This window comes from Paracoccus sphaerophysae (genome assembly GCF_000763805.1).
Lineage (GTDB): Bacteria > Pseudomonadota > Alphaproteobacteria > Rhodobacterales > Rhodobacteraceae > Paracoccus > Paracoccus sphaerophysae.
In genome coordinates this window covers 25,483-45,752 of sequence record NZ_JRKS01000003.1, presented here as the reverse complement: position 1 = coordinate 45,752, position 20,270 = coordinate 25,483, and the positions used below count along the sequence as shown (strand labels likewise).

General features: G+C 69.4%; 21 protein-coding genes. 13 read left to right on the top strand and 8 right to left on the bottom strand.

The genetic code is table 11. The features are described 5' to 3' along the window. Positions 1-79 precede the first annotated feature (79 nt). The 4 genes from IC63_RS18345 (at position 80) to IC63_RS17825 (ending at position 4,499) form a co-directional block, all read left to right on the top strand. The gene (locus tag IC63_RS18345) at positions 80-664 is read left to right on the top strand and encodes a hypothetical protein (protein ID WP_052041801.1); all 585 of its coding nucleotides are present in this window, start codon (positions 80-82) and stop codon (positions 662-664) included. 185 nt (positions 665-849) lie between these two features. After that, the gene (locus IC63_RS02075; RefSeq protein ID WP_036716469.1) at positions 850-2,424 is read left to right on the top strand and encodes a Re/Si-specific NAD(P)(+) transhydrogenase subunit alpha; all 1,575 of its coding nucleotides are present in this window, start codon (positions 850-852) and stop codon (positions 2,422-2,424) included. Positions 2,425-2,505: 81 nt separating this feature from the next. Continuing rightward, positions 2,506-3,960: an NAD(P)(+) transhydrogenase (Re/Si-specific) subunit beta gene (locus IC63_RS02070; protein ID WP_036716573.1), complete on the top strand. Its 1,455-nt coding sequence runs from the start codon at positions 2,506-2,508 to the stop codon at positions 3,958-3,960. Positions 3,961-4,286: 326 nt separating this feature from the next. Then, a complete protein-coding gene (locus IC63_RS17825; protein WP_036716467.1) occupies positions 4,287-4,499 on the top strand; it encodes a hypothetical protein in 213 nt (70 codons plus the stop codon). Here the strand turns inward: IC63_RS17825 and IC63_RS02060 are convergent. Then, positions 4,489-4,998: a L,D-transpeptidase family protein gene (locus IC63_RS02060; RefSeq protein WP_036716466.1), complete on the bottom strand. Its 510-nt coding sequence runs from the start codon at positions 4,996-4,998 to the stop codon at positions 4,489-4,491. The two genes, IC63_RS17825 and IC63_RS02060, sit on opposite strands and share 11 nt — an antisense overlap. A gap of 136 nt (positions 4,999-5,134) precedes the next feature. Between IC63_RS02060 and IC63_RS02055 the strand changes: the two genes are divergently transcribed. Further along, positions 5,135-6,484, top strand: coding sequence for a DUF3422 family protein (locus tag IC63_RS02055; RefSeq protein ID WP_036716464.1), 1,350 nt, complete (start codon positions 5,135-5,137; stop codon positions 6,482-6,484). A 159-nt stretch (positions 6,485-6,643) separates the two neighbouring features. Beyond that, complete coding sequence (locus IC63_RS02050; protein WP_052041810.1) at positions 6,644-6,970, top strand: arsenate reductase family protein; 327 nt, start codon at positions 6,644-6,646, stop codon at positions 6,968-6,970. A gap of 12 nt (positions 6,971-6,982) precedes the next feature. Here the strand turns inward: IC63_RS02050 and IC63_RS02045 are convergent, their stop codons facing one another. Both IC63_RS02045 and IC63_RS02040 read right to left on the bottom strand, forming a co-directional pair. Continuing rightward, entirely contained in the window at positions 6,983-7,621 is a 639-nt protein-coding gene (locus tag IC63_RS02045) for a YitT family protein (RefSeq protein WP_052041800.1), read from the bottom strand. 50 nt (positions 7,622-7,671) lie between these two features. Further along, positions 7,672-8,613 (bottom strand): nucleoside hydrolase, encoded by a 942-nt coding sequence (locus IC63_RS02040; protein ID WP_036716463.1) that lies wholly within the window; start codon positions 8,611-8,613, stop codon positions 7,672-7,674. A 66-nt stretch (positions 8,614-8,679) separates the two neighbouring features. Between IC63_RS02040 and IC63_RS02035 the strand changes: the two genes are divergently transcribed. Together IC63_RS02035 and IC63_RS02030 are read left to right on the top strand one after the other, a co-directional pair. Next, positions 8,680-8,952 (top strand): DUF4169 family protein, encoded by a 273-nt coding sequence (locus IC63_RS02035; RefSeq protein ID WP_332257714.1) that lies wholly within the window; start codon positions 8,680-8,682, stop codon positions 8,950-8,952. Further along, complete coding sequence (locus IC63_RS02030; protein WP_052041799.1) at positions 8,945-9,196, top strand: ribbon-helix-helix domain-containing protein; 252 nt, start codon at positions 8,945-8,947, stop codon at positions 9,194-9,196. The genes IC63_RS02035 and IC63_RS02030 overlap by 8 nt, the downstream gene beginning before the upstream one ends. Here the strand turns inward: IC63_RS02030 and IC63_RS16795 are convergent, their stop codons facing one another. Next, positions 9,197-10,135, bottom strand: a complete 939-nt coding sequence (locus tag IC63_RS16795) for a class I SAM-dependent methyltransferase (protein WP_052041798.1) — start codon at positions 10,133-10,135, stop codon at positions 9,197-9,199. 222 nt (positions 10,136-10,357) lie between these two features. Here IC63_RS16795 and IC63_RS02020 point away from each other — a divergent pair, with 222 nt between their 5' ends. Then, positions 10,358-11,104 (top strand): YebC/PmpR family DNA-binding transcriptional regulator, encoded by a 747-nt coding sequence (locus tag IC63_RS02020; protein WP_036716461.1) that lies wholly within the window; start codon positions 10,358-10,360, stop codon positions 11,102-11,104. Positions 11,105-11,158: 54 nt separating this feature from the next. Here the strand turns inward: IC63_RS02020 and IC63_RS02015 are convergent, their stop codons facing one another. Continuing rightward, complete coding sequence (locus IC63_RS02015; RefSeq protein ID WP_036716459.1) at positions 11,159-12,418, bottom strand: SulP family inorganic anion transporter; 1,260 nt, start codon at positions 12,416-12,418, stop codon at positions 11,159-11,161. Between the two features lie 45 nt (positions 12,419-12,463). Between IC63_RS02015 and IC63_RS02010 the strand changes: the two genes are divergently transcribed. After that, complete coding sequence (locus IC63_RS02010) at positions 12,464-13,087, top strand: LysE/ArgO family amino acid transporter (RefSeq protein WP_036716457.1); 624 nt, start codon at positions 12,464-12,466, stop codon at positions 13,085-13,087. A 64-nt stretch (positions 13,088-13,151) separates the two neighbouring features. Here the strand turns inward: IC63_RS02010 and choV are convergent, their stop codons facing one another. From choV to choX, 3 genes are read right to left on the bottom strand one after another with little or no spacing between them, the layout of a single operon-like run. Beyond that, positions 13,152-14,183, bottom strand: coding sequence for a choline ABC transporter ATP-binding protein (choV, locus tag IC63_RS02005; RefSeq protein ID WP_036716455.1), 1,032 nt, complete (start codon positions 14,181-14,183; stop codon positions 13,152-13,154). Further along, on the bottom strand, positions 14,180-15,031 hold the full coding sequence (gene choW / locus IC63_RS02000; protein WP_036716454.1) for a choline ABC transporter permease subunit: 852 nt from the start codon (positions 15,029-15,031) through the stop codon (positions 14,180-14,182). Before choW ends, choV begins: the two co-directional genes overlap by 4 nt. Position 15,032: 1 nt before the next feature. Beyond that, complete coding sequence (choX, locus tag IC63_RS01995) at positions 15,033-15,986, bottom strand: choline ABC transporter substrate-binding protein (protein ID WP_036716453.1); 954 nt, start codon at positions 15,984-15,986, stop codon at positions 15,033-15,035. A 118-nt stretch (positions 15,987-16,104) separates the two neighbouring features. Here choX and betI point away from each other — a divergent pair, with 118 nt between their 5' ends. From betI to polA, 3 genes are read left to right on the top strand one after another with little or no spacing between them, the layout of a single operon-like run. Next, entirely contained in the window at positions 16,105-16,683 is a 579-nt protein-coding gene (betI, locus tag IC63_RS01990) for a choline-binding transcriptional repressor BetI (protein ID WP_036716452.1), read from the top strand. Positions 16,684-16,723: 40 nt separating this feature from the next. Beyond that, positions 16,724-17,398 carry a thermonuclease family protein gene (locus IC63_RS01985; protein WP_036716450.1) on the top strand — a complete coding sequence of 225 codons (675 nt, stop codon included), beginning with the start codon at positions 16,724-16,726 and terminating at the stop codon, positions 17,396-17,398. A 60-nt stretch (positions 17,399-17,458) separates the two neighbouring features. Continuing rightward, the gene (polA, locus tag IC63_RS01980) at positions 17,459-20,263 is read left to right on the top strand and encodes a DNA polymerase I (protein ID WP_036716449.1); all 2,805 of its coding nucleotides are present in this window, start codon (positions 17,459-17,461) and stop codon (positions 20,261-20,263) included. The last annotated feature ends 7 nt before the right edge of the window (positions 20,264-20,270 follow it).

Below are 20,270 nucleotides of genomic sequence, written 5' to 3'. Positions count from 1 at the left end.
AGCCAAGGCCGGTCGCCCGGAATGTCGGGTGGCCCTTGGTCGGTGGTCCGGCAGTTTCAGACCTTCCAAGGAGACCATCATGGCCAACTACGATCCGAACGATCCGCGCCGCACCGACGCCACCGACCCGCACCGCCCGGTTGACCCGAGCGGTCGCACCACGGTGGTGACCGAGACCTATGTCGAACCGGTCGAGAAGAAGGCCTCGCCCCTGCCGCTGATCATCGGCATCCTGCTGGCGCTGGCGCTTGCCTGGTGGCTGCTGTCGACCTTCATGGGCAAGGACGAGGTCGTCACGACCGACACCACCACCACCACCACGACCGCGCCGGCGACCACCACGACGACCGACAGCGAGACGACCACCACCGCGCCGGCGACGACGACCACCGACACCACCACCGCACCGGCGGCGACGACGACCGATTCGGCCACCACGACCACGGCGCCCGCCGCTGCGGCTGATGCCGCGGCCGACGCCGCTGGCGAAGCCGCGGAGACCGCCGGCGAGGCCGCTCAGGACGCCGCTGCGACCACGGGCGCTGCGGCCGAGGCTGCGGCCGACACCGCCGCCGAAGCCGCGTCGGACGCGGCCGCTGCTGCGGACGCCGCGACCACCACCACCACGACCACGCCGGTCACCACCCCGGCCCCCTCGAACTGAGGTCGTGACAGAATCGCCGGCCCCTTGCGGGCCGGCATCGAAAGCCGCCGCGCCTCTAGCGCGGCGGCTTTTTTCCGTCGCGGCGGGACATTTCGCACAACGGCAAAACCCGGCCGCACCGCTTGTGAAACATTGTTGCGCGGTGATAATGCGGCCTTGGCACATTCAGCATGGGGAGAAGGCCGGTGAGAATTGGCGCGCTGAAGGAAAGTTTCGACGGTGAGGCGCGGGTCGCGGTCACGCCGTCCTCTGCCGGGCACCTGCAGAAGCTGGGCCACGAGGTCCATGTCGAATCCGGCGCCGGCGCGCGGTCGGGCTTTTCCGACGCCGCCTATGAACGCGCCGGCGTCACCGTGCATCCCAACGCCGCCGCGCTGATCGAGGCGGTGGATGTCGTCGCCAAGGTGCGCCCGCCCTCGGACGCCGAGATGGGGCAGATGCGCGAGGGGCAGACGCTGATCTCGTTCCTGTATCCCGGCCAGAACGCCGAGCTGCTCGAGGCGGCGCGGACCCGGGGCGTCAACGCCATCGCGATGGACATGGTCCCGCGGATCAGCCGCGCGCAGAAGATGGACGCGCTGTCCTCGATGGCCAACATCGCCGGCTATCGCGCGGTGATCGAGGCCGCGAACAATTTCGGCCGCTTCTTCACCGGGCAGGTGACCGCGGCGGGCAAGGTGCCGCCGGCCAAGGTGCTGATCGTCGGCGCCGGCGTCGCGGGTCTGGCCGCCATCGGCGCGGCCACCAGCCTGGGCGCGCAGGTCTATGCCTTCGACGTCCGCCCCGAGGTCGCCGAGCAGATCGAATCGATGGGCGCCGAGTTCGTCTATCTCGACTTTGCCGAGGAACAGACCGACGGCGCGGCGACCGGCGGCTATGCGGCACCCTCGTCGCCCGAGTTCCGCGAGGCGCAGCTGAAGAAATTCCGCGAGCTGGCGCCGGAGATGGACATCGTCATCACCACGGCGCTGATCCCCGGCCGCCCCGCGCCCAAGCTGTGGACCGAGGACATGGTTGCGGCGATGAAGCCCGGCAGCGTCATCGTGGACCTTGCCGCCGAACGCGGCGGCAACTGCGACCTGACCGTGCCGGACGAGAAGATCGTGACCGAGAACGGCGTCACGATCATCGGCTATACCGACTTTCCGTCGCGGATGGGTGCGCAGGCGTCCGAGCTTTACGGCAACAACATCCGCCACATGCTGGCCGATCTGACCCCCGGCAAGGACGGGACGGTCGTGCACAACATGGAGGACGACGTGATCCGCGGCGCGACCGTGACCAAGGATGGCGACGTCACCTGGCCGCCGCCGCCGCCCAAGGTGCAGGCGATCGCGGCGCAGAAGCCCAAGGAAAAGCCCAAGGAGCTGACCCCCGAGGAACGCCGCGCCAAGGAACAGGCCGATTTCCGCGCCCAGACCCGCAGCCAGATCACCATGCTGGGTGCCGGCGCGGTGCTGATGCTGCTGATCGGGCTGTTCGCTCCGGCCTCGTTCCTGTCGCATTTCATCGTCTTCGTGCTGGCCTGCTTCATCGGCTTCAGCGTGATCTGGAACGTCGCCCATTCGCTGCACACGCCGCTGATGGCGATCACCAACGCGATCTCGTCCATCGTGATCCTGGGCGCGCTGCTGCAGATCGGGTCGGGCTCGGCCTGGGTGGTGATCCTGGGCGCGCTGGCTGTGCTGATGACCGCGGTCAACATCTTTGGCGGCTTCCTGGTCACGCGCCGGATGCTCGCCATGTTCCAGAAGTCGTAAGAGGGGTGTGACCGCATGGAAACCACTGTGATCACCACCGAACCGGGGCTGGCGCCCGTCGTGTCCCACGGGCCCGGCGTCATGGACGCGCTGCCGGCCTTCGGCTTCACCACCGCCGCCTATGTCGTCTCGGCGGTGCTGTTCATCCTGTCGCTGGGCGGGCTGTCGGGCCAGGAAAGCGCCAAGCGCGCGATCTGGTACGGCATCGTCGGCATGGCGCTGGCCGTTGTCGCCACGCTGTTCGGCCCGGGCCTCGGCAACTGGTGGCTGTCGCTGGTCATGATCGCCATCGGCGGCGCGGTCGGCTATGTGCTGGCGACCCGCGTGCAGATGACCGAGATGCCGCAGCTGGTCGCGGCGATGCATTCGCTGGTCGGCCTCGCGGCCGTCTTCATCGGCCTGAACGCGCAGATCGAACTGGGCCGCGTGATCCGCGCCCGGCTGAACGGCGTGACCGACATCTTCGACGGCTTCGCGGCCGTCCTGGCCCACAAGACCCCGGCCGAGATCGCCATGCTCAAGGTCGAGGTCGCGCTGGGCGTCTTCATCGGCGCGGTGACCTTCACCGGGTCGGTCGTGGCTTATGGCAAGCTGGCCGGCAAGATCGACGGCAAGCCCAGGAAGCTGCCCGGCGGGCACATGCTGAACCTCGGCGCCGCGATCGCCTCGCTGCTGCTGACCATCCTGTATGTTACCGGGATCGGCCCGGCGATGCTGTGGCTGCTGCTGCTGGTGCTGATTGCCTGCTTCATCGGCTGGCATCTCATCATGGGGATCGGCGGGGCGGACATGCCGGTCGTGGTGTCGATGCTGAACAGCTATTCCGGCTGGGCCGCGGCGATGATCGGCTTTACGCTGTCCAACGACCTGCTGATCGTGACCGGGGCGCTGGTCGGATCCTCGGGGGCGATCCTGTCCTATATCATGTGCCGGGCGATGAACCGGTCGTTCGTCAGCGTGATCCTCGGCGGCTTCGGCGGCGAGACGGGGCCCGCGATGGAGATCGAGGGCGAACAGGTCGCAATCGACGCCGAGGGCGTGGCCGCCGCGCTGAACGAAGCCGACAGCGTCATCATCGTGCCCGGCTATGGCATGGCGGTGGCCCAGGCGCAGCAGTCGGTCAGCGAACTGACCCGCAAGCTGCGTGCGGCCGGGAAAGAGGTGCGCTTTGCCATCCACCCGGTCGCCGGCCGCCTGCCGGGGCACATGAACGTGCTGCTGGCCGAGGCCAAGGTGCCCTATGACATCGTGATGGAAATGGACGAGATCAACGACGATTTCCCGTCCACCGACGTGGTGATCGTCATCGGCTCGAACGACATCGTGAACCCGGCCGCGCAGGAAGATCCCAACAGCCCCATCGCCGGCATGCCGGTGCTGGAGGTCTGGAAGGCCAAGCATGTCTTCGTCAGCAAGCGCGGCCAGGGCACCGGCTATTCCGGCATCGAGAACCCGCTGTTCTACAAGGAGAACACGCGGATGTTCTATGGAGACGCCAAGAAGTCTCTGGATGCGCTGCTGCCGCTGATCGACTGAACCGCAGGCGCCCGACGTTCCTGCCGGAGCCTCCGGCGGGGATATTTAAGACCGCCCGAGAGACAGGCCCCTGCCCGATGCGGCGGGGGCTTTCTATTTGGCCGCAGGCTTCCTTCGGGATGGCTTGTCCCGGTTCGCGCGGGCAACGGCCCGGATCCGCGCCTTGAAGGCCCGGGCGTCCAGCCTGTCGCCCTCGGCCCGATCGATGGCGCGGCGGGTGTTGCCGTTGAGGCTGGCGTTGAACAGCCCCTTGGGGTCGGGCAGGGAGGCGCGCCCCTGGCGAATGTCAGCTTGACCTTGTCGCGATAGCTTCGCCGGTGCACGGGATGCCGTCCTGTTCCCAGACCGGCACGCCGCGCCACTTCCAGGATTTCCCCGACATCGGGCAGGGCGGCGTGGATCAGCTCGCGCACCCGGCCCGGCATCTTGCCGCGCCATTCGTCCAGCTCGGCGATACGGACGTCGATGCGTGCGGCGGCATCGGGTCCGGTCATGGCGAGACCTCGTTACTGCGCTTGGCCGCAGCCCTCAGGGGTTGATCTGGATCGGCGTGCCGTCCTGGACCATCGCATAGATGTCCTCGGCCTCGGCATCGGTGACGGCGATGCAGCCCGCGGTCCAGTCGCGCTTGATCCGGGACAGCGCCTTGCCCTCGGGGCCCTGGCCGTGGATGAAGATGTCGCTGCCCGCCCGCTGGCCCAGCGAGGCGGCATAGGCCGCATCGGTCGGGTTCGGATAGGAAATCCCGATCGACAGGTGATAGCGGCTGTCGGGGTTGCGGCGGTCGATATAGTAAAGCCCCTCGGGGGTGCGGCCGTCGCCCTCGAACTGCTTGTGGCCGACAGGTTCGTTGCCGAGGCCCACGTTGTACGCCTTGATGATCGTGTTGCCGGACAGGAACAGCATCTGCCGCGCCGACTTGTTCACCACGATCTGCGTGACCGGCGGGCCGTTATAGGTCTTGAACTTGCCGGGCGCGCACGAGGCCGCCAGCGCGACCAGGAACACGGCGATCAGCCAGCGGAAAGTGCGCATCATTCGTCTGCCCTCGTGTGTTTGCAGCAAATCTGCCCAATGCCGGCGGCAGGTGCAACGGGGGGCGGGGTCACGAAAGCCTTATCCCATGCCTACGAACGGCTTGCACCGCCCCCCGCTTTGAGGCTTGGCTGGCGCCATGAGCCCTGCACACGCGCCCGACGCCGCATCGCCCCCCGCGCTGGACCATCCGCTGCGCTTCGAGATGGTCAACGAACTGCACGCCCGGCCCTCGCCGCGGCTGATGGCGCCGTGCAAGGTCGCCTACCTGGCCTTCAAGGAACCCCGCGACGCGGCGAACCGGGACCGGGCGCGCGACATCGCCCATCTGGCCGACTTGGCGCGACGGCACGGCGCCTCGCTGCCGCAGCCGGGCATCGGGCATTACGCCGCCCAGATGGGCCGGCACGAGCTGCGCTGGGAAGGGCATACCGAGTTCGTCAGCTACCTGGGCTCTACCCCCGGAAAGGCGGTGCGCCCCTTTGATCCGGCGCTGGCCGAGCTGTTTCCTGCCGACTGGCAGGCTGCCGCGCCGGGCCGGCGGCTGGTCGCGGCGCTGATCCATGTCGACGTGATGCCGGACGATCCCGACAGCCTGTCGGCCCGGTTCGCGGAATGGTTCGCCATCGACGGGCTGACCGCCGTCGAGGTGCTCGACGGCGCCGCCGTGATCGCCACCGATTTCCGCATCGACCCGGCGGGCTGGATGCGGTTTGCGGTCTTTGCCCGGCCGGAACTGGGGCCGGGTCGGCTGGGGCGGGTGGTCCAGCGCCTGACCGAGTTGGAAACCTATCGCGCCATGTCGATGCTGGGCCTGCCCCGCGCGCGGACGCTGACGGCGACGCTGAACGCGCTGGATGCGCGGCTGACCGCGCTCGTCGACGGGCTGGGCGACGACGACCGGCCGGCGGAAACGGTGCTGCACGATCTGCTCAAGGTCTCGGCGCTGCTGGAAACCGAGGCGACGCAGCACAGCTTTCGCTTTGGCGCCACCCGCGCCTATGAGGCGATCGTGCAAGACCGCATCGCCGCGCTGCGCGAGTCGCGCTTTCAGGGCCGCCAGACGCTGACCGAGTTCATGACGCGCCGCTACGAGCCCGCGATGCGGACCGTGCAGTCGGCCGAGGCGAGGCTGGATGCGATGCTCGACCGCGCTGCGCGTGCCGGCGAATTGCTGCGCACCCGCGTCGACGTGCAGCGCAGCGCGCAGAACCAGGCGCTGCTGGAACGCATGGACCGCCGCGCCGATCTGCAGCTGCGTCTGCAGCACACGGTCGAGGGGCTGTCGGTGGTGGCGATCAGCTATTACGCCGTGGGTCTTCTGGGTTATGCCGTCTATCCGCTGGCGGCCGAGTTGGGGCTGGACAAGGCGGTGCTGGTCGCCGGGCTGACGCCGCTGGTGGTGCTGGCGGTCTGGTGGGGGATGCGGCGCGTGCGCGCGCGGCTGCATGATGCGGCCGGCGATCACGCGGGGCACGGCGATCTGTGACTTGCAGCCCGGCCGGCGCATGGCCAATCTGCGCCCCGGTCCGAACGGAGGAATGACGATGAAGACCCTGCTGGCCCTTGCCTCGCTGCTGGCCCTGTCCGCCTGCGGCATCCCCTTGGTGCCGTTCATCTGATGGGGGGCCAGGGAAAGCGCCTGAGCATGTTCGGGCTAGCGCATTGCTCGACCTGCCAGAAGGCGCAGGCGGAGCTTGAGGCTGCCGGCTGGACGGTCGATTTCCGCGACGTGGCGCAAGAGCCCCTGTCCGAGGCCGAACGTCAGCGTCTCGCCGCCGAGTTCGGTGCGCGGATCGTGAACCGGGCGAGCCTGACCTGGCGCGGCATGTCCGAGGCCGAACGGGCCGCCGATCCGGTGGCGATGATGGGCGCCAAGCCCTCGGTGATGAAGCGGCCGGCGATCGTGGCGGGCGACCAGCGGCTGCTGGGCTGGACGGCGAACGTCAAGCGCGCGCTGGGCGTCGCGGTCTGAGTCGCCGTCTGATCAGACGATATAGCGGTCGCGGCGGTGGTTGATCGCGATCACCAGGTTCAGCACCGCCGCCCCCAGCGCCGACCACAGCGCCCGGTCCCACGGCAGGACCAGGAATGCGAACGCGAACAGCGCCGCATCAAAGCCCATCTGCACCCAGCCTGCCTTGATCGCGGTGCGGTCCTGCACGTCCAGCGCGACCGCGCCGATGCCCCCAAGGCTTGCCCGGTGCCGGAACAGCGCCAGCAGCCCCGCGCCCGATACCAGCCCGCCCAGCACCGCCGCCGCGGCGGGGTGGAGCAGGTCGAACGACATCAGCCGCGGCAGCGCCAGGCTGGTCGCCACCATCAGCAGCACCGCCGCGATGGTGCGGCGCAGGAACCCCGCCCCCAGCCGGCGATAGCCGAAGCCGTAGAAGGGCAGGCTGAGCACCAGGTAGACCGGCCCGAAGCTGTAACCCGTGGCCTGCGACAGCAGCAGCGCGAGGCCCGCCAGCTGCCCCGTGATCAACCCCGCCGAGCCCAGCAGAAAGGCGCTGAACGCCGCCATCGCGGCGCCGAAGGCGATGCCCTGGGCGTCGTCGGCGCGCGTATGGGTATGGGGCGGCTGGGTCCGAGTCACGGTTTCGGGCACGATGGGGGTCGCGGTCATGGCGCCGCGATGCCCGATGCGGGCCAGCCTGTCCAGCCCCGGCGGCCGGCTCAGGCCCGGCCCAGCGCCCCGATCCGGTCGGTCAGCAGCGCAAAGAGCGCCTCGGCCCGCACGTCGCGCAGGAACAGGGCATTGGGCGCCCGGCCGCTGACCCCCCACCAGTCGGCGACGGTCATGCCGCGGGTCCAGCGCCCCTCGGTCTCGATCTCGACATTGATCCGGCGGCCGCTGAACAGGTCGGGCGCGATCAGCCAGGCGATGGCGCAGGGGTCGTGCAGCGGCGCGCCCTCGTGGCCGTATTTGGCGCGGTCGTAGCGTTCGAAGAAATCCGTCCAGCTGGCCACCACCGCGCCGACCCGGCCCTGCCCGCGCATGGTTTCCACCCAGGCGCGGTTGGTCAGCGCCCGGTGCGTCACGTCCAGCGGCACCACCACCAGATCGACGCCGGAGGCAAAGACCTCGGCCGCGGCGACGGGATCGACGTAGATGTTGAACTCGGCCGCGGGGGTGACGTTGCCGACCTCGAAATAGGCGCCGCCCATCAGCACGATGCGCTGCACCCGCGCCACGATGTCGGGGGCGCGGCGAAAGGCGGCGGCGATGTTGGTCAGCGGGCCGATCGGGACCAGCGTCACGGTGCCGGGCGGTTCGGCGCGCAGCGTGTCGATGATGAAATCGACCCCGTGGCGGTCCTGCACCGGCATCGTCGGCTCGGGCAACGCCACCCCGTCCAGCCCGGTCGCGCCGTGGACGTTTTCGGCCGTGACCAGCGTCCCTTCCAGCGGCGCGTCGCAGCCAGCGAAGACCGGGACGTCCGGGCGGCCGGCCAGTTCGCAGACCACACGCGCGTTGCGCAGGGTGAGGGGCAGGGGCACGTTCCCGGCCACCGCGGTGACGCCCAGCACCTGAAGCTCGGGCGAGGCCAGCGCAAGCAGGATCGCCACGGCGTCGTCCTGCCCCGGATCGGTGTCGATGATGATCTTCTGCGCCATGTCGTCCCCTTGCTGTCGCGGCAGCATGGCGCGGGCGCGCGGGCGGGGAAAGGGGGCGCGTCGGGAATGGAAATCGCGCCGCGCCGGGGCTATGGTCGGGGCATGGCCGAGATCACCAACCTGACCCGCTTTCGCAAGGCCCGGGCCCGCGCCGACAAGCGCCGGCAGGGCGACGAGAACGCGGCGCTGTTCGGCCGCACCAAGGCGCAGAAGGCCGCCGAGGACGCCGACCGCACCCGCGCCGCGCGCACCCTCGACCAGCATCGCCGCGAGGACGCGGCGGGGGACGACGCGGGCGACGACGCAGGGGACGGGGGCGAGGACGGGGCCGATGGCTGACGCGCTGCCGCTGCGGCTGCCGGCGATGACGCCGCCGCTCAAGCGGTCGGTCGCGATCGAGGGCCACCGCACCAGCGTCAGTCTCGAGGACGCCTTCTGGCGCGGGCTGGGCGAGGCGGCCCGGGCCCGCGGCACGACCCGCGCCGCGCTGATCGCGCAGATCGACAGCGCCCGCCCGGCCGAGGTGGGACTGGCCACGGCGCTGCGGCTGTTCGTCTATGCCGCGGCTGCCGGGCCCGACTGATCAGGACCTGGCGACCTCGCGCCGGCCGTTCCAGCGGAACCAGAAGCTGCCGCCGCCGGGCCGGGCCTTGCCGCCCATCAACTGCTCGACCGTCGACCGCGCCCGCAGGTTGGCGAACACCGCGCCAAGCAGGAACTCGGCCTTGGGGTTGTCGCACAAGAGCGCGGCCAGAAGATACTGCTCGGTCCAGTAGATCTGCCTTTCGATCGCGTTGTTGACGTTGATCCCCTGGGGCAGGGCGATGTCGTGGACATGCACGATCACGTTCCGTCGCAGTTGCGGCAGGATGCGCAGATACAGGTGACAGCAATCCGAACTGGCCTTGACCGTATGGGTGCTGTCGATGAAGAACACGTCCCCGTCGGCCAGCTGGTCGTTGAAGAACTCGGGGCCGAAATCCTGCGCAAACCCGGTCTGCAGGGTGATCGGCATGTTCTTGAGCGCGTCCGAGGGGTAGGGTTCGATCGACAGCAGCTCGCCCGAGCCATTCCGGTCCAGCGCCTGCAGCGCGACCCGCGTGGAATGGCCGGACCCGATCTCGAGCACGCGACGCGGCTGGAAATGCCGCAGGATGCAGTAATAGGCCATCGCGTCGAGATTCGAGAACATCCCGTTCTTCCAGCCATAGCGAAGCCCGTCCTCGGATGGCTCCTGCGGCGGATCGAATTCCCCGGCGAACGGCATCATCGCGGCCAGCATGCGATGCTGCGCGGCCTCGTCGAAGAATTCCATCAGGTAGGGCGCCGCTTCGCGGGTCTCGAACCCGTTGCGCAGTTCCTCGATGGTCGGAATGTCGTTGTAGAAATTGGCCGGGCTGATCGAGACGCCCTGTTTCTGAAGCTCTTCGCGCGCCTTGCTGTCCCACATCACCTGCTTGGCCATGCGGACGAGAACGGGAAGGGACAGCACCGTCCCGGTCTCACGGATCTTGGAAAGCATGGGATATCCTTGGATGCGGCTGCCGCACCATAGGACGATGCCGGTCGGGAAAAAAGTGTCTCCTCGCGACAGCGCGCGGCGGCTTGCGGGTCCGCGCGCCCCCGACTAGAACACGCCGCACAGCGGTGGGGGCCCCGCTCGTGGCGCAGACTCGACCGGCCGTCGCCCGTATCCTCATTCCGGCGCCCCGCGATGGCGCGCCCCGCAGCAAGGACCGGACCAATGGCAGGCCATTCCAAATGGGCCAACATCCAGCACCGCAAGGGCAAGCAGGACAAGCTGCGCGCCAAGCTGTTTTCCAAGCTTTCCAAGGAAATCACCGTCGCCGCCAAGATGGGCGACCCCGACCCGGAAAAGAACCCGCGGCTGCGGCTGGCGGTCAAGGAAGCCCGCGCGAGTTCCATGCCCAAGGACGTGATCGACCGCGCGATCAAGAAATCCCAGGGCGGCGACGCGGAATCCTATGAAGAGATCCGCTACGAGGGTTATGGCCCCGGCGGCATCGCCGTCATCGTCGAGGCGATGACCGACAACCGCAACCGCACGGCGTCGAACGTGCGCAGCTATTTCACCAAGGCCGGCGGCGATCTGGGGCAGACCGGCTCGGTCAGCTTCATGTTCGACCGGGTGGGCGAGATCATGTATCCGGCCACCGCCGGCGACGCCGACACGGTGATGATGGCGGCGCTGGAAGCCGGGGCCGAGGACGTGGAATCGGATGACGAGGGCCACTGGATCTATTGCGCCGACACCGATCTGGCCGAAGTCTCGGCCGCGCTGGAAGGGGCGCTGGGCGAATCCGAGACCGCCAAGCTGATCTGGAAGCCGCAGGCCCCCACCGAGGTCGGCGAGATGGACCAGGCGCAAAAGCTGATGAAGCTGATCGACACGCTGGAAGAGGACGACGACGTGCAGAACGTCACCGCCAATTTCGACCTGTCCGAGGACGTGGCAGCGCAGCTGGGCTGACGCCCGACCTGTCCGGGCGCTTCCTCCGGGGGGCGCTGGGATCTCGTTACGGCGTCAATGCGATGGCGGAGTCCAGTCGCTGGGCACGTCGCGCCGCGCCAGCCGCAGCGCGAGCCCGGCGACGACCCCGACCCCGATGGCGATGGTCAGGTCGGCCAGCACCGTCAGCAGCATCGTCATCGCCAGCAGCACCTCGTCCGACCGGCGCAGCGTCAGGCGATGGCGCCACTTGTGCGGCTCGGTCATGTTCCAGGCGGTCAGGATCAGCAGCCCGGCCAGCGCCGGCATCGCCAGCGCGCCGGCCAGGGGCGCCGCGACCATCATCACGATCAGGATCACCACGGCGTGGACCAGCCCGGCGACCGGAGTCCGCGCTCCGGCCCGGACGTTGGTCGCGGTGCGTGCGATGGCCCCGGTCGCGGGCAGGCCGCCGAACAGCGCCGATCCGATATTGGCCCAGCCCTGGGCCATCACCTCGGCGTTGGGGCGGTGGGAGCCACCGATCATCCGGTCGGCGACCAGCGCCGACAGCAGCGATTCGATGCCGGCGAGGAAGGCGATGACGAGGGCCGAGGGCAGCAGCTCGGTCACCCGTGCCCAGCCGAGTTCGGGCAGCGCCGGCATCGGCAGCCTGTCGGGCAGGGCCCCGAAGCGCGAGCCGATCGTGTCCACCCCCAGCCCCAGCGCCAGCGCCGCGGCCGAGGTCGCCCCGACCGCCACGATCAGCCCCGGAAACCGCGGGAACGCCCGGCGCAGCGCGGTGATGGCGATCACCGTCGCGATCCCGACCCCCAGCGCTGCCGGGTCGATCTGGCCGCGGGCGGACCAGATCGCGGCCAGCTTGGGCAGGAACTCGGCCGGGACATGGGCCAGGTGCAGCCCCAGCAGGTCGGGCAGCTGGCTGGTCGCGATGATCACGCCGATGCCGATGGTGAAGCCGTCGATCACCGGCTCGGGGACATAGCGCACCAGCGCCCCGGCCTTGAAGACCCCGGCCAGGACGAGGATCACCCCCGCCATCAGCGTGGCGACGATCAGCCCGTCATGGCCGTGGGCAGCGACGACTCCGGCCACGACGACGATGAAGGCGCCGGTGGGGCCGCCGATCTGCACCCGGCTGCCGCCCAGCGCCGAAATCAGGAACCCGCCCACGATGGCGGTGACCAGCCCCACCCCGGGCGGCACCCCCGAGGCGATGGCGATGGCGAGGCTCAGCGGGATCGCCACCATCGCAACGGTGATGCCGGCCAGCGTATCGGCCATCAGGTCGGGGGCCCGGTAGCCGGGCAGGGTGGACAGGATCTTGGGTTTCATGAAATGCCTCGCGGACCGGATAGTGGCGCGGGAACGGGGGCTGCAATGGGAGCGATCGGTGCAGCCTCGACCGGCGCCTACTTGGCCGGGCTGGGCACCGGGCTGTCGCTGATCGTGGCGATCGGTGCGCAGAACGCCTTTGTGCTGAAACAAGGGCTGCTGCGCCAGCACGTGTTCTGGGTGTGCCTGTTCTGCGCCGTCTCGGACGCCGTCCTGATCGCCGCCGGCGTCGCCGGGGCGGGCGCGATCGCGGAACGCGCGCCGTGGTTCCTGGCGGCGATGCGCTGGGGCGGGGCGGCGTTCCTGATCTGGTACGGCGCCCGATCGGCCCGCGCGGCCTGGCGCGGCGGCGAGACGCTGCGCGCCGCTGGCGCCGCCCCGCCCTCGCTGGCGGCGACGCTGGCCACCATCGCCGCGCTGACCTGGCTGAACCCGCATGTCTGGCTGGATACGGTGGTGCTGCTGGGCGCGGTCAGTTCGACCTGGGCCGACAGGCTGTCCTTCGCCCTGGGCGCGATGAGCGGGTCGTTCCTGTTCTTCTTTGCGCTCGGCTATGGCGCCCGGCTGCTGGCCCCGGTCTTTGCCCGCCCGCTGGCCTGGCGGGTGCTGGACGGGCTGGTCGCGCTGGTGATGTGGTCGATCGCGGCGGCGCTGATCTTTCGGGGGTGATGGGGGCCGGGGGCGACAGGAAACCGCACCCCGGACAAGTCCCGTCATGCGCTGCGCGACGACCCTAACCCCGCAGTCCCGCCAGCCGCGCCAGCACGCCGGCGCGCGTCACCCGGCCGCCGCCCGAGACGGGCAGGGCCTCGGCCCGCGACAGCGCCGCCATCACCTCGCGCACCGGCATCGTGGCGGGCAGGGGCGCGCCCTCGGCCTCGCCAGGCTCGACCAGGTCGGCGGCGGTCAGCACCACCAGCGGGTCCATGTGGGCCACGAAGTCGGCCACATAGTCGCTGGCAGGGTTGCGGATGATGTCGCGGGCGGTGCCGACCTGCACGATGCGCCCGCCTTCCATCAGGGCGATGCGGTTGCCCAGGCGGAACGCCTCGTCCAGGTCGTGGCTGACGAAGATGATGGTGCGCCGCATCCGCGACTGCATGTCCAGCAGATCGTCCTGCAACCGGGTGCGGATGAGCGGATCGAGGGCCGAGAACGGCTCGTCCATCAGCAGGATCGGGGCCTGGGTGACGAAGGCGCGGGCGAGGCCGACGCGCTGCTGCATCCCGCCGGACAGGTCGCCGACCCGGCGGTCGGCCCATTCGGCCAGCCCGACGACAGCCAGTTCCTCGTCCACCCGCGGCCGGCGGCGGGCGCGGGACTGGCCGGCGAACTCCAGCCCAAGCCCCACATTCTCGCGCACCGTCCGCCACGGCAGCAGGCCGAATTGCTGGAACACCATCGCCACGTGGCGCAGCCGCAATTCGCGCAGCGTCTCGCGGTCGGCGTTGGCGATGCCGACCATGCGGTCGCCCATGCGGACGCGGGTCTCGCCCCGCACCATCGGGTTCAGCCCGTTCACCGCGCGCAGCAGCGTCGACTTGCCCGACCCCGACAGGCCCATCAGCACCAGGATCTCGCCCTCGGCCACGGTCAGCGAGGCGTCGTGGACCCCCAGAACCTGCCCCGTCGCCTCGCGGATGGCGCCCCGGTCCAGCCCCTGGTCGGCCAGCGGCAGCGCCCGCTGCGGCTTGTCGCCGAAGATGATCGAGACATTGTCGAATTCGACCGCCGGCCGGCCCGAGGTGAGATCGGCCTGCGTCATGACTTTTTCCGCCTTATGGCGAACATGCGGTCCAGGATGATCGCCACCACCACGATGACGAAGCCGGATTCAAAGCCGAGCGCCGTGTTGACGCTGTTCAGCGCCCGGACGACCGGCACGCCCAGCCCCGCCGCCCCGACCAGCGCCGCGATCACCACCATCGACAGCGACAGCATGATCGTCTGGTTCAGCCCCGCCATGATCTGCGGAAGGGCGCTGGGCAGTTCGACCTTCCACAACAGCTGCCGCGGGGTGGCGCCAAAGGCGCGGGCGGCCTCGGTCAGCGCGACGGGGGTGGACGAGATGCCCAGGTAGGTCAGCCGGATCGGCGCCGGCAGCACGAAGATCACCGTGGCGATCAGCCCCGGCACCATGCCGATGCCGAAGAACACGATCGCCGGGATCAGGTAGACGAAGGTCGGCAAGGTCTGCATCAGGTCCAGCAGCGGCTGGACATAGCGATACAGCCGCGGCCGGTGGGCGAGCGCGATGCCGATCGGCACCCCCACCGCCATGCAGACCACGCAGGCCGACAGCACCAGGGTCAGCGACTGCATCGTCTCGTCCCAGTAGCCCTGGTTGAGGATGAACAGGAAGCCCACGCAGACCCAGACGCAGGTCCGCCAGCTGCGCCGCAGGAACCACGCCAGCGCCACGGCCAGCGCGGTGAAGACCAGCGGATGCGGGAATTCCAGCACCGTCTGGATGCCCGCGATCAGCCGGTCCAGCGCCACGGCGATGGCGTCGAACAGCGGGCTCGCATGGGCCTTGAGCCAGTCGAAGCCCAGCTTGGCCGTCCGCCCCACCGGCAGCTTGTGATCCGTCAGCAGGGCAGAGATGCGGTCCATGTCAGTCGCCCAGCGCCTCGGTCAGCGCGGCCTTGGCGTCGCCGCCGTCAAAGGTGGTCACGCCTTCCAGCCAGGGGGTGGCGGCATCGGGGTTGGCCTTCAGCCACGCCGTCGCGGCCTTGCCCGGATCGGTGCCGTCATTCAGGATCGCGCCCATGATCTCGTTTTCCATCGGCAGCGTGAATTCCAGATTCTGCAGCAGCTTGCCGACATTCGGGCAGTCCGTGACATAGCCGGCGCGGGTGGTGGTCTTGACCTCGGCGCCGCCCAGGTTCGGGCCGAAGATCTCGTCGCCGCCGGTCAGGTAGGTCAGCGCGAACTGGGTGTTCATCGGGTGCGGTTCCCAGCCCAGGAACACCACCGGCTTGCCGGCGCCATCGGCGCGCGCGACCTGCGCCAGCATCCCCTGTTCCGAGGACTCGACCAGCTCCATCGTGCCCATGCCGAACTTGTCCTGCGCGATCATGTCCAGCAGCAGGCGGTTGCCGTCATTGCCGGGCTCGATCCCGTAGATCTTGCCGTCCAGCGCGTCCTTGTGTTCGGCGATCCTGGCGAAGTCCGTGATCCCCAGGTCGGCGCCGGCCTTGTTGGTGGCCAGCGTGTATTTCGCGCCGGTCAGGTTGGTGCGGACGGTGTCGACGGTGCCGGCGTCGGCATAGGGCTTGATGTCGGCCGCCATGGTCGGCATCCACAGGCCCAGGAACACGTCCACGTCATCGGTGGACAGCGCCGTGAAGGTCACCGGCAGCGACAGGACCTTGACCTCGGGCTGATAGCCCAGCGCGGTCAGCAGCGTCGTGGCGATGCCGGTGGTGGCCGAGATGTCGGTCCAGCCGACATCGGAAAACCGCACCGACTTGCAGGACGCAGGCTCGGCGGCAAGGGCCGTGACGGGCAGGGTCATGGCGGGCAGGGCGGTGGCCGCCAGCGCCAGCAGCATGTTGCGGAAGATCATCGCGTGGTGTCCTTCTTGTCTGTGCGCCGGGCGTCTGCCCCGGGCGGTTTGTTGATTGACGGATCAATCAACGCGCGGTATTCCTTCGGCGCGGAGTGATTCTGCCGAGGGGCCAGTTATGCCCAAAATCGGGGCCGAGGCCAGCCGAAAGGCTGCGCTTGTCGATGCCGCCATCGCCGCCGTCGGGCGGTCCGGTACGCAGGACGTCACCGTTGCCAAGATCGCGCGCGAGGCCGGCATGTCACCCGCGCTGGCGCATCACTATTTCGGCTCCAAATCCCAGATGCTGACCGCCGCCATGCGGCACATCCTGACGGTCTATGGCGCCGCCGTGCGCGCCGCCCTTGCCGCGGCAGCGCCCGACCAGCGCGCCCAGGCGATCATCGCGGCCAGCCTCGACGGCGCCCATTTCGACGCCGAGACGATGGCCGCCTGGCTGAACTTCTATGCGCTGGCGCTGACCGAGCCCGAGGCCGCGCGGCTGCTCGCGATCTATCACCGGCGGCTGCGGTCGAACCTGATCCATGCCCTGCGGCCGCGGACCGGCGAGGATGCGCCGCGGCTGGCCGAGACGCTGGGGGCGCTGATCGACGGCGTCTATCTGCGCGCGGTCCTGGACGGCCGCGGGCCGGCACCGGACACCGCGCACGCGATGGTGCGGCGCTGGCTGGACGAGGCGCTGACCAGGACCGCGTGAGCCTCTTGAACATAGCAAGAACATTCCCCTAATCAGGGGAATGTTAAGGCTTTGTTTACTCTTCGCGCTGACCCTGCCGATCCCCGCCTGGGCGGGCGATCCGACGGGTCCCGGGCGGGTCATCGACGGCGACACGCTGGGGCTCGCCACGCCGGGCGGCGAGGCGATCATCCGCCTGCACGGCATCGATGCGCCGGAACAGGCGCAGACCTGCCTCGACGCGACCGGCGCGGCCCGGCGCTGCGGGGACGAGGCCGCGGCCGCGCTGACCGCCCTGATCGGCGGCGCGGTGGTCACCTGCCAGCCGCTGGACATGGACCGCCACGACCGCATCGTCGCGCGCTGTCAGGCGGCGGGCCGCGATCTGGGCGCGGAACTGGTCGGGCAGGGCATGGCGCTGGCCTATGCGCGCTATTCGACCGACTACGTGGCCGCCGAGGCGCAGGCCCGCGCGGCCGGCTCCGGCTTCTGGTCCGGCACGGTCGAGCCGCCCGAGGTCTATCGCATCGCCCATCGCTCCGCCCCGACCGCTGCGCCCCGCGCGCCGGCCGCGGATTGCGCGATCAAGGGCAACATCTCGGCCAACGGGCGCATCTATCACCTGCCGGGCGGGCGCCATTACGACCGCACCGGCATCGACGAGGCGCAGGGCGAACGCTGGTTCTGTTCCCCGGCCGAGGCCGAGGCCGCCGGCTGGCGCGCCGCCCGCGGCTAGGTTTGCACCCCGCCCCGGCGCGTGGCAGAACGGCGGGCAACCCCGGCAAGGAATCCCCACATGAACGACGAAGGCTTCGGCAAGGGCAGCCACCTGCATCTGATCGACGGCTCGGCCTTCATCTTCCGCGCCTATCACGCCCTGCCGCCGCTGACCCGCAAGTCCGACGGCCTGCCGATCGGCGCGGTGGCCGGGTTTTCCAACATGCTGTGGAAGTACATCGAGGACGCCCGCGGCGCCGACGCGCCCACCCATGCGGCGGTGATCTTCGACCACTCCTCCAAGACCTTCCGCAACGAGATCTACGCCGACTACAAGGCCAACCGCCCGGAACCGCCGGACGAGCTGAAACCGCAATTCCCCCTGACCCGCGAGGCGACCCGCGCCTTCAACGTCGCCTGCATCGAGATCGCCGATTTCGAGGCCGACGACATCATCGCCACGCTCGCCTGCCAGGCGCGCGCGCTGGGCGGGCGGGTGACGATCATCAGCTCGGACAAGGACCTGATGCAGCTGGTCGGCGACGGGGTCGAGATGCTGGACCCGATCAAGAACCAGCGCATCGGCCGCGACGAGGTGTTCGCCAAGTTCGGCGTCTATCCCGAGCGGGTGGTGGACGTGCAGGCGCTGGCCGGCGACAGCGTGGACAACGTCCCCGGCGCGCCGGGAATCGGCATCAAGACGGCCGCGCAACTCATTGGCGAATATGGCGATCTCGATACGCTGCTCGCACGCGCCGGAGAGATCAAGCAGCCCAAACGGCGCGAGACGCTGCTGAACCATGCTGACCAGATCAGGGTGTCCCGCCGGCTGGTGCAGCTGGATTGCCAGACACCGATCGACTTTGCGCTGGCCACGCTGGAGGTCACCGACCCCGACCCGGCCACGCTGATGGAGTTCCTGAACCGGATGGAGTTCCGCACCCTGACCAACCGGGTCGCGGAACGCTTCAAGGCGCCGCCGCCCGAACCCGTGGCCCCGCCGCCGGAAACCGCCTCGCCTGCCGCGCCGGAGTTTCCGCCGGTCAACTGCGCCGATTACGTCACCATCCGCGACGCGGCGACGCTGGCCCAGTGGATCGCCGCGATCACCCAGAAGGGCGCGGTCGCCATCGACACCGAAACCACCAGCCTGGACGAGATGCAGGCCGATCTGGTCGGCATCTCGCTGTGCCCCGATGTGGGGCTGGCCGCCTATGTGCCGCTCGCCCATGTCGAGGGCGCCGCGGACCTCTTCGGCGGCGGCCAGCGTGCCGAGGGGCAGATCCCGATGGACCAGGCGCTGGCGATGCTGAAGCCGATGCTGGAAAACCCGGCGGTGCTGAAGATCGTCCACAACGCCAAGTATGACTGGAAGATCCTCGCCCGCCACGGCATCCGCATGGACCCGGTCGATGACACCATGCTGATGAGCTATGCGCTGAACGCCGCGCTGCACAATCACGGCATGGACGAACTCGCCGACACCTATGTCGGCCACCGCTGCCAGCCGATCAAGGAGCTGCTGGGTACTGGCAAGAACGCCATCACCTTTGCCCAGGTCCCCATCGACGCCGCCACCCGCTATGCCGCCGAGGATGCCGAGATCACCTGGCGGCTGTGGCAGCATTTCCGGCCGCAGCTGCCCGCCGCGCAGGTCACGACGGTCTATGAGACGTTGGAAAAGCCGATGATCGAGGTGCTGGCGGGGATGGAGATGGCCGGCATCCAGATCGACGCCGACCACCTGCGCCGCATGTCCGGCGCTTTCGCGCAGAAGATGGCGGCGCTCGAGGATGAGGCGCACCAGCTCGCGGGCGGCAAGTTCAACCTCGGCTCACCCAAGCAGCTGGGGGAAATCCTGTTCGGCCAGATGGGGCTGGCGGGGACCAAGGCGGGAAAGTCGGGGGCGCTGTCCACCTCGGCCGACGTGCTCGAGGACATGGCGGCCGAGGGGCACGAGCTGCCGGCCCGCATCCTCGACTGGCGGGCGATTTCCAAGCTGAAATCGACCTATACCGACGCGCTGCCGACCTATGTGAACCCCGACACGGGGCGGGTGCATACCTCGTATTCCATCGCCGGGGCCTCGACCGGGCGGCTGGCCTCGACCGATCCCAACCTGCAGAACATCCCGGTGCGGACCGAGGAAGGCCGCCGCATCCGCGAGGCCTTCGTCGCGCCCGAGGGCAAGCGGCTGGTCTCGCTCGACTATTCCCAGATCGAGCTGCGGATTCTCGCGCATATCGCCGACATCCCGGCGCTGAAGCAGGCGTTTTCGGACGGCATCGACATTCACGCGATGACCGCGTCGCAGATGTTCGGCGTCCCGGTCGAGGGCATGGACCCGATGATCCGCCGGCAGGCCAAGGCGATCAACTTCGGCGTCATCTACGGCATCTCGGGCTTCGGCCTCGCCCGCAACCTGCGCATCCCGCGGGCCGAGGCGCAGGCCTTCATCGACACCTATTTCCAGCGCTTCCCGGAAATCCGCGCCTATATGGACCGCACCACGCGCGAGGCAAAGACCTACGGTTATGTCCGCACGCTGTTCAACCGCCGCATCCACACGCCGGGGATATCGTCGTCCGGCCCGGCGGCGGCGGGGGCGCGGCGCGCGGCGATCAACGCGCCGATCCAGGGGACGGCGGCCGACATCATCCGCCGGGCGATGATCCGGATGCCCGCGGCCATCGAGGGGCTGCCGGCGCGGATGCTGCTGCAGGTCCATGACGAGCTTGTCTTCGAGGCCGACGAGGACGCGGTCGCCCCGCTGATCGCCGCCGCCCGCGAGGTCATGGCGAACGCCGCCGCCCCGGCGGTCGACCTGTCTGTGCCGCTGGTGGTCGATGCCGGATCGGGCGCGACCTGGGCCGAGGCGCATTGAGCGCCGG